Source organism: Streptomyces sp. URMC 126, assembly GCF_051386555.1.
GTDB lineage: Bacteria > Actinomycetota > Actinomycetes > Streptomycetales > Streptomycetaceae > Streptomyces.
Genome location: NZ_JBPQTX010000328.1, coordinates 1 through 7,682, shown reverse-complemented (window position 1 = coordinate 7,682; position 7,682 = coordinate 1). Strand labels below are relative to the sequence as shown.

Sequence of the window (7,682 nt, the reverse complement as noted above, 5' to 3'; positions counted from 1 at the left end):
CCGCCGCCCCCACACCCCGTCCCCGACTATCCGGCGCAGCCGTGGGGAGAACAAGAGCCATGGGACCGGTGGTGAGCCTGTGGCTCGGGACGCGGCTGCCGTACGAGCGGGCCGTGGCGGACGCCTTGGCGTGGTGGGGTCCGGCGGTGGCGGCCGTCGCGGACGACGACAGAAAGGGTGACGGAAGCGGTGACGGAACGAGCAACACGGCATCCGACCGTTTCCGGGTGCTCGGGAACTCCCCCACGCTCGCCCTCCCCACACCACCGCCGGACGGCGCGGGCCCCTTCTTCTTCGCGGAGGACGAGGATCCGGCCGTCGGCCTGATCCTCCCGCCCGGGCTGCCGGCCCCGGCCTGGGGCCTGCTCGTCGGCGCCCACTGCTCCGCGCCGGTGGACCACCTGCTGCTCGGACACCTCGCGTTGTCCTTGGCGCGCCGCCTCGGCGCGCTGGTGGAGTTCGACGGCCCCCTGGACGGGACCGGGCGGGGCCCGGCCGGCCCGCCGCCTCCGCCGGGGGTCCTCTACCGGGTCGTCGAGGCGGCCGATGACGGCGGAGGGTGGTACGGGCATGTCGGCGACGCCGCGTTCCTGGCGGCCTGGCTGCGGCACCCCGCGTTCCGCCTGGGCGCCTGACGGCGGGCGGGGGCACGCCACAAGGGCACCGGGGACTCCTGCGGACGATGAGGAGAGATTCCCTCCCCCCGTCACACCTCACGGGCCACCGCCCGGATGAGGTCGCGGGAGCGGGCGCGGTCCAGGGAGGCGTTCTCCATCCAGGCGAGTTGGGCGCGGCACTTGCCGAGTTGCAGCTCGGCGTGCCAGAAGAGGGGGCCGAGTTCGGAGTCGAGCTGGGCGGTGTCCAGTTGGCGGACCGGACCCTCCGCGTAGAGCAGCGAGTGGCCGGCGCCGGGGAAGGCGCCGGTGGACATCGGGACGACCCGTAGGACGACGTGGTCGTGCTCGGACATCTCGGCGAGGTACTCCAGTTGCCGCCGGGTCACGTCCCGACCCCCGAAGCGGGTGCGCAACGCGGTCTCGTGGATGTATCCGACGTAGTCCAGCGGCCGGTCGCCGTGCAGGACGCGGGCGCGTTCCATCCGGAAGGCCACCCGGAGTTCCACCTCCAGCCGGCTGGGCGGCGGGAGCACCGCGGCGAAGATCGAGCGGGCGTAGTCCTCGGTCTGGAGGAGCCCGGGGAGGTGCATGACCTGGGAGGTCAGCACCCGTTCCGCGTGCCACTCCAACTCCGCGATGTCGAGCATGCCCGGCGGCAGGTCCGCTCGATACCGCTCCCACCAGCCCTGTTTGCGGTCGGTGGCCATGTCGGTGAGGGCTTCGATGTACCGCTCGTCGGAACACGCGTAGTTGCAGGCGAGGATGCGCAGACGCTCGGGTGAGACGACGCGCGTCCCCGACTCCATATGGGAGATCTTCGTTCGGTCGACGCCGAGCAGGCGAGCGGCGTAGTCGGTGGAAACCCCGGCCGCGGTGCGCATCTTGCGCAGCTCGCTCCCCAGCCTCTTCTGGCGTTCGGTGGGTGTCGTTCTGGGCGGCATGTGCCTTTCCTACTGGCTTGCGGGCCCGTCCGGTCCGGTGCGGGCGCCCGTTCACCCGATGGAGGCACGAGCCACCGCCGGGGTGGCACGGGTGCCCGAACGCGGGAGGCGCCCGGGAGCGGCTCCCGGGTGGCTTCGGGGCGGTTGCCGGGCGGCTCTCAAACATCCCGCCAGGGGGAAAAGCTTCGGACAGCGAGCGTTCAGAACAAGCCGTTCCGGTCTCCTCCGCCTCAAAGGCATCGTGACGCCCCTCCCGTATCACCCATGATCGTTTCCGTCGGACGGCGGTCCCGCTCGACCAGTGGTGCCGCCGTACCCTCCCCGGCCCGACCGGCCGGGACCGACCGACACATCGACCGATGGAACGGATGGACGGGAGAACCACGTGAAGTTCACGAGACTGACCACCCTGACCGCCGCGGACGCTCCCCTGACGGCCGCGGAGGAACTGGACACCCCCGACGGGCAGCGCCTCCTCGCCGCCCTGACGGTGATCGACGAGATGCCCGACGACGTGGCCCGGCGCGGGGACGACGCGGTCCGCGCGTACCTGGCCGACCGCCTCCCCACCGGACCGGACGGCGTGGTGGCCTTCGGCTGGTGGCAGACCACCAAGTGCGTCGCCGCCATCACCGCCGCCGTCGCGGGCGGCGCCGTCCCCGTCGCCAAGGTCCTCAAGCTCAAGGCGTTCATCAGCAAGGCCGGCGGCGTCAAGAAAGCCGCCTACCTCCTGATCCGCGTCGCCAAGGGCGAGGAGAAGATCAGCGAACTCGGGGCCACCCTCGGCGGCCTCGCCTCGGCGATCCTGGGCATCGACCAGATAAAGAAGCAGTGCCGCTGACCGGGGAGGCCCCGACGCCATGACGAGTACCACCACGCGTACGACGGCCCTGATCACGCCGGTGGACCCGGAGGCCCAGGACGAGGCGCGGGCCCTCGCCGCCGAGGGCCGCACGGCCAAGGCCGTCCGCCGCCTGCGGAAGAACTCCGGCCTCGGACTCCACACGGCCCCCGTCGCCCTGGACCTGCTCGGCCAGGGCCACACCCTGCCGGCCACCTACCGGCAGGCCCTGGAATCGCTCCGGCGTCTCGACGCGCCCCTGGTAGCCGAACTGACGGCCCTGCTGCGGAACGGCGAACGCGAAGCCGCGATCAAGCTGCTCCGCGAACGGACCGACATCGACCTGGCCGGGGGCTACCACCTCGTCACGGAACTGGAGTCGGAAACCACCCGCCCGGCCTGAACCGTCCGGCTCCCCCGCCGACGCCACGTCGGCGGGGGAGCTACGGGCGGGGGCCGGCGCCGCAGCGGCGTCGGCTTCGGCGTCGACCGCCCCGGGCCTCCGCGTCTCCCTCGCCACCGGGAACGACGTCGCCCCTTCCTCGTTCTCCGCGGTGGCCGCGCCAAGGCTGCGGCACGACGGGAAAGGGGCGGCTTGCGAACCGTCGCCGCCGCCGAGAAATGCGCCCCCGGCAGAAGGAACACCCGCTCGGGCTCTTCCTCCCCCGACGCTGACGCGGCGACGACGAACCGGTCAAGGCCCGACGGCAACGGAGCGCCTCGCTCCGGCACACCGGCAATCGACGGCTGCCCCGGTACGGGCGCGGCCCGGTCGCACCCACCGCCGAAGCCGGTCGTACCCACCGCCGAAGCAAGCCCGGACGCGCCTCGCGCCCGCCCCCGGCCTTACACCTCCCGGCGCATGCACACCCGTGGCCACCGGTCCAGGCCGTGTGCGGCCTCCCGCTCCCTGACCGCACGGAGCTCGGGGGTGATCTCGTCCGCGGACAGTCGGCGGAAGCCACAGCGCTCGTAGTAGGGAGCGTTCCAGGGGACGTCGGCGAAGGTGGTCAGGGTCAGCGCGGGGATCCCCGCCGTGCGGGCGGCGGACGCCAGGTGGTCCAGCAGGGCCCGCCCGATGCCCCGGCCGGCGGCGTCGGGATGGACGGAGACCTGCTCGACGTGGAGGTTGCCGTCGATCCGGTCGGCGAGCAGATACGCGACGGGAAAGCCCGGGCTCGCCCCGCCGCCGCCCTCCCCACCTTCCTCGCCTTCCTCGCCTTCCTGGCCCTCCACCGCCACCCAGGCCCGCCCGGCTCCGCGGTAATCCTCAAGCTCGTCGAGTGACAGCGGCTCGTCGTCGGCGATCTCCGCCATGCCGACCTCGTGGAACCGGCGCCCGGCGGCCCGTTCGAGGTTCCGGAGAAGCGGCAGTTCACACGGGTGAGGAGGGCGGATGCGCATGGGACCAGTGTGTTTGCGGAACGCGCGCCGCGTCGAACGCTTTTCGACCGCCCGAACCGACACCGCCCCTCCCCCCTCCCCCGGCGGTCACCGACCGCCGAACAGGTTCCGCACCCGCCGCCGGGCCCGGCCGGCCGTGCCGTAGTCGTCGTCGTCTCCTTCGCCTTCCGACTCCTCGTCGGAGGCGTTCAGGACGGTCCAGCTGACCGCCGAGACCGCCGGTTCGAGGGAGAGGCGGCTGACGGCCTCCTCCAGGAGGCTGTCGTCGCGGCGCTCGGTCGTCAGGTCGGCGGAGACGGTGACCTTCCCGGCGTCCTCCGCGTCCCGGCTGTGCACCGAGCGCAGCCGGAAGCCGGGACGGCCGACGGCCTGGACGACGAGGGTACGGACGTGGGCCTCCTCGGGCTCGGTGCAGACCACCTCGAAGTGGTAGTCGGTCGCCACCTCAGCCCCACCACGCGGCTCCCGGTCCAGCCGCCGGGCGAGCGGGCGCAACAGGGTGTTGGCGGCGACGACACCCGCCGTGCCGAGGATGGCGATCACATACAGGCCGGATCCGGCGAGCGCGCCGACGGCGGCGGAACACCACAGAGTGGCGGCCGTGTTCAGGCCGCGCACTCTCAGGCCGTCACGCATGATGACGCCCGCGCCGAGGAAGCCGATGCCCGAGACGATCTGGGCGGCCACGCGCGATCCGTCGTAGCCGGTGGTGCTGGTGGCGTCCGCGAAGCCGAACGAGGAGAGGAGCACGAAGAGCGCGGACCCGGCGGCGACGAGCGCGTTCGTCCGCAGCCCCGCCATCCGGGCCCGCCACTGACGCTCGAGCCCGATCACCGAGCCCAGCCCCAGCCCGGCCCCGATGTTGGCCGCCGCGTGCCACTCGTGCACCGTCATCATCCGACTCTCCTCCTCCGCTCGTCTCCTTGTGTCGCTTTGGTATCGGCGGGTCACGGCCTCCCGTTGAGCCGACAGCCCGTCAGTCGACGTCGCCATTGCGGTGATCGTGACCGTGACAGTGACCGCGCAGTCTTCCGGGCACGGAAAAGACCGCACCGGAACGGGTGCGTGAGGGCCTCCCGAGGGCACGGCACGGCCACGTCCGCCACCCCACCCGCGGGCGCGAACCAAGCGATCACCCCGCCTGCCCCACTTCCCCCGGCGCACACATCAGCGGACCGGGCACTACCAGCAGTCGCCCAGGACCGACCCCGAGCCGTCCGATGTGTACGTGGCGTACAGCATGAAGAGCTCCATCGGAATAGTCAGCGCTCCGATCCAGGCGACAGTGCCGGCCAGGAACCCCAGCTTGGTGTCCATGAGCCGGATGCCGTGTTTCCGCCGGACGCGCCGGGCCAGCAGGAAGCAGACGACAGCCGCGGAGACGCCCAGGGCCAGACCACCCCACGCGGCGACATGCTCCGCCTTCGGAAACGGCATACGCCGGCACGCCGCCTGCTGGCGGTCGACCCAGTCCTGATCGATGCTCTGGACCTGCCACGAGACGACCACCCCGACAACGGTCGCGACGGGCACCCACAGCGTGGCGATCAGAAAGCCCGGCGTAACGGGAAGCTTACGTTCGGATTTCTCCGGCAGGGAAGAATTCGCTGTATCCATCAGTACCAATCCGGATGCGGACGCACTATATAATTGCGCTGTTCACCGTGGTTTCTGGCCGCAACATGCTTGACGAGACAGGGCGGCGCCCGTCGAATCCGGCGCCGCCCCGCTTGAGTGCGGCGGCGTCGCCGCCGCCGCATTCCGATCCCGGTTCACCTCACGGTGAGACCAGCGTCTTCCATGTGCCGATCCGCTTCGCCGAGGTGTTCTCGTACAGCGAGGTCTCGCCCTCGATCCAGCGGACCAGCAGGTCGTTCCGGCCGCCGGAGCCGGTGAAGTCGCCCGCCGCCATGGCGGAGTTCCGGGCGTACGACGGGTGGGCCGGCTGGAGGACGGTGCCCGTGCCGAGGCGGCCGGACGTGGCGGTGATGCCGGAGAACGCCTCCAGCTTGCCGTCGGCGCGGCGGACCAGCAGGTCGGTGCCGCGGCCGGAGAGCTGCCCGGTGGTGAGGGAGACGGCGTCCTTCCAGGCGGTGTCCCTGTTCGCCAGGGTCCGCTCACGGCCGGTGCCGCTGCCGGTCACGCCGCTGTGCAGGGTGACGTCGCCGTCCTTCCAGCGCACCACCACGTCGTCGGCCTTGCCCGAGTCGAAGGCGCCGGCGGTGATCGCCGTGGCGTACTTCCAGTCGGAGCCGGCCTTCTTGACCACGTACTCCTTGGTGCCGCCCAGCCGTGCCGCGCTGATGTCGGAGAAGACGCTCACCTTGCCGGTGGTGGTGTCCTTCTTCTCGTCCTTGGCCCAGAGGACCATGAGGTCCGGGCGGCCGTCGCCGGTGAAGTCGCCGGTGGTGACCGAGCGGGCGTTCTTCCAGAAGGACTTGGCCTTGGCCAGCGTGCGCGGCGCGCCGAAGCCGCCGCGGCCGTCGCCCGGGTAGAGCGTGGCCTCGCCGTCCTTCCAGATGACCAGCAGGTCGTCGCGGCCGTTGCCGTCGAGGTCGGCGGCGACGACGTGGGTCGCGTATTTCCAGTCGCTCGCGGGGCCCGCGAGGCGGCCCTCGTACAGGCCGTTCAGGGGGGCCGCGCCCGGGGTGCCGTTCGCGACGGCCGTGCGGTAGAGGTTCTGGATCTCCTGGCCGTAGACGGGCGAGTAGCTCATCCAGTCGTCGTGGCCGGCGCTGTTCACCGGGCCGCCGCCGTTGTGGCCGCCGACGTTGCCTATCACGTCGCCGGTGCGGGTCTTGGCGTTGTAACCGGTGATCCACGGGCCGCCGGACACGCCGCCGTAGAAGCCGGCGCACCGCATCAGGATCTGGCGGTAGCCCGCGAGGCGCTCGGTCGGCACGGTGCAGCTGATCGCCCGCTGGCCGTTGCCGCTGAGGTGCGGGTAGCCGTAGACGGTGACCCTGTTGGCGAGGCGCGGGGTGTTCCGCAGCCGCAGCCCGGCGCCGGTCACCTCCTCCACCTGCTTCTTGCGCTTGAGCTCCGGGCCGACGCGCAGGAACGCGAAGTCGAGGTCGGAGTCCGCCTTGACGCTGTTGGACGTGTAGTTGGCGTAGGTGAACGCCTTCTGGACCGGGTAGCCGCCGAAGGGCTGGTCCTTCACCGCCTTGCCCTTGCGGAACTGCGGGATGAAGATGCCGTTCTTCTGCGCGCGCCCGGCGCAGTGCCCGGCGGTGAGGACGAGGTTGCGGTGCGCGCTGCGGACGATGCTCGCGGAGCAGAAGGTGGCGCCCGTGGCCTTGTCGTTGAAGAAGAACGTACCGACGGCGGGTATGCCGTCTCCGTACGTGCCCTTAGGGGTGCCCTTGGGGGCCGGGCCCACGCGTCCGGGTGCGGCCAGGCTGGGTGCGGCGGAGTCCGGGGCCGCGATCCGCGCGCCGCGGCCGGCGCCCGCCGGCACGGCGGAGGCCAGGCGCTCGGCCGTCCAGTACTTCTCCAGGGCGTCCGGGGTGGTGGTCGTGGCCGACGCGGACGCGGTGGGCGCGGGCTTGGGGGTGGTGCCCGGGCCGGGGCCGGGGGCCGCGACGGCTGTGGTGGCGGAGGCGCCGCAGGCCGCCATGGCGATGACGGTGGCGAGGCTCCGGGACCATCTGGAAGATGTCAAAGCGACTCACTGCACTAGGGGACAAATATTCGATCAAATGTTTGCACAGTGCGGTCGCGTGACGGCTGCCGGGCCCGGGGTGGGTGACTCTTGTCAGGGTTCGATGCGCTCTGCGCGCACGGCGGCGGGGAGCGGCACGGGGCGCTACGGCGGGTGCGTGCCCGAGAGCCTACGGCACCCCGTGGCGGGGGAGGGCCCGGCCCCCTCCCCCGCCA

Annotated in this window: 8 protein-coding genes; 3 read left to right on the top strand and 5 right to left on the bottom strand. The window is 72.0% G+C overall.

Going from position 1 to position 7,682, the window contains the following annotated elements:
• The first annotated feature begins 59 nt into the window (after window positions 1–59).
• Window positions 60–635, top strand: coding sequence for a DUF6368 family protein (locus ACSNOK_RS28100; protein ID WP_436783596.1), 576 nt, complete (start codon window positions 60–62; stop codon window positions 633–635).
• Window positions 636–706: 71 nt separating this feature from the next.
• On the opposite strand, the gene ACSNOK_RS28095 is transcribed toward ACSNOK_RS28100, so the two are convergent.
• The gene (locus tag ACSNOK_RS28095; RefSeq protein ID WP_436783595.1) at window positions 707–1,558 is read right to left on the bottom strand and encodes a helix-turn-helix domain-containing protein; all 852 of its coding nucleotides are present in this window, start codon (window positions 1,556–1,558) and stop codon (window positions 707–709) included.
• 385 nt (window positions 1,559–1,943) lie between these two features.
• Here ACSNOK_RS28095 and ACSNOK_RS28090 point away from each other — a divergent pair, with 385 nt between their 5' ends.
• Window positions 1,944–2,399, top strand: coding sequence for a hypothetical protein (locus ACSNOK_RS28090; RefSeq protein ID WP_436783594.1), 456 nt, complete (start codon window positions 1,944–1,946; stop codon window positions 2,397–2,399).
• A 19-nt stretch (window positions 2,400–2,418) separates the two neighbouring features.
• Window positions 2,419–2,802, top strand: a complete 384-nt coding sequence (locus ACSNOK_RS28085) for a hypothetical protein (protein WP_436783593.1) — start codon at window positions 2,419–2,421, stop codon at window positions 2,800–2,802.
• Window positions 2,803–3,245: 443 nt separating this feature from the next.
• Here ACSNOK_RS28085 and ACSNOK_RS28080 read toward each other — a convergent pair whose 3' ends face one another.
• From ACSNOK_RS28080 to ACSNOK_RS28065, 4 genes are all read right to left on the bottom strand, one after another.
• Entirely contained in the window at window positions 3,246–3,803 is a 558-nt protein-coding gene (locus tag ACSNOK_RS28080; protein WP_436783592.1) for a GNAT family N-acetyltransferase, read from the bottom strand.
• Between the two features lie 87 nt (window positions 3,804–3,890).
• Window positions 3,891–4,700 carry an MgtC/SapB family protein gene (locus ACSNOK_RS28075; protein ID WP_436783591.1) on the bottom strand — a complete coding sequence of 270 codons (810 nt, stop codon included), beginning with the start codon at window positions 4,698–4,700 and terminating at the stop codon, window positions 3,891–3,893.
• A 285-nt stretch (window positions 4,701–4,985) separates the two neighbouring features.
• Complete coding sequence (locus ACSNOK_RS28070) at window positions 4,986–5,336, bottom strand: hypothetical protein (protein ID WP_436783590.1); 351 nt, start codon at window positions 5,334–5,336, stop codon at window positions 4,986–4,988.
• 244 nt (window positions 5,337–5,580) lie between these two features.
• A complete protein-coding gene (locus ACSNOK_RS28065) occupies window positions 5,581–7,467 on the bottom strand; it encodes an FG-GAP-like repeat-containing protein (protein ID WP_436783589.1) in 1,887 nt (628 codons plus the stop codon).
• Between the last annotated feature and the right edge of the window lie 215 nt (window positions 7,468–7,682).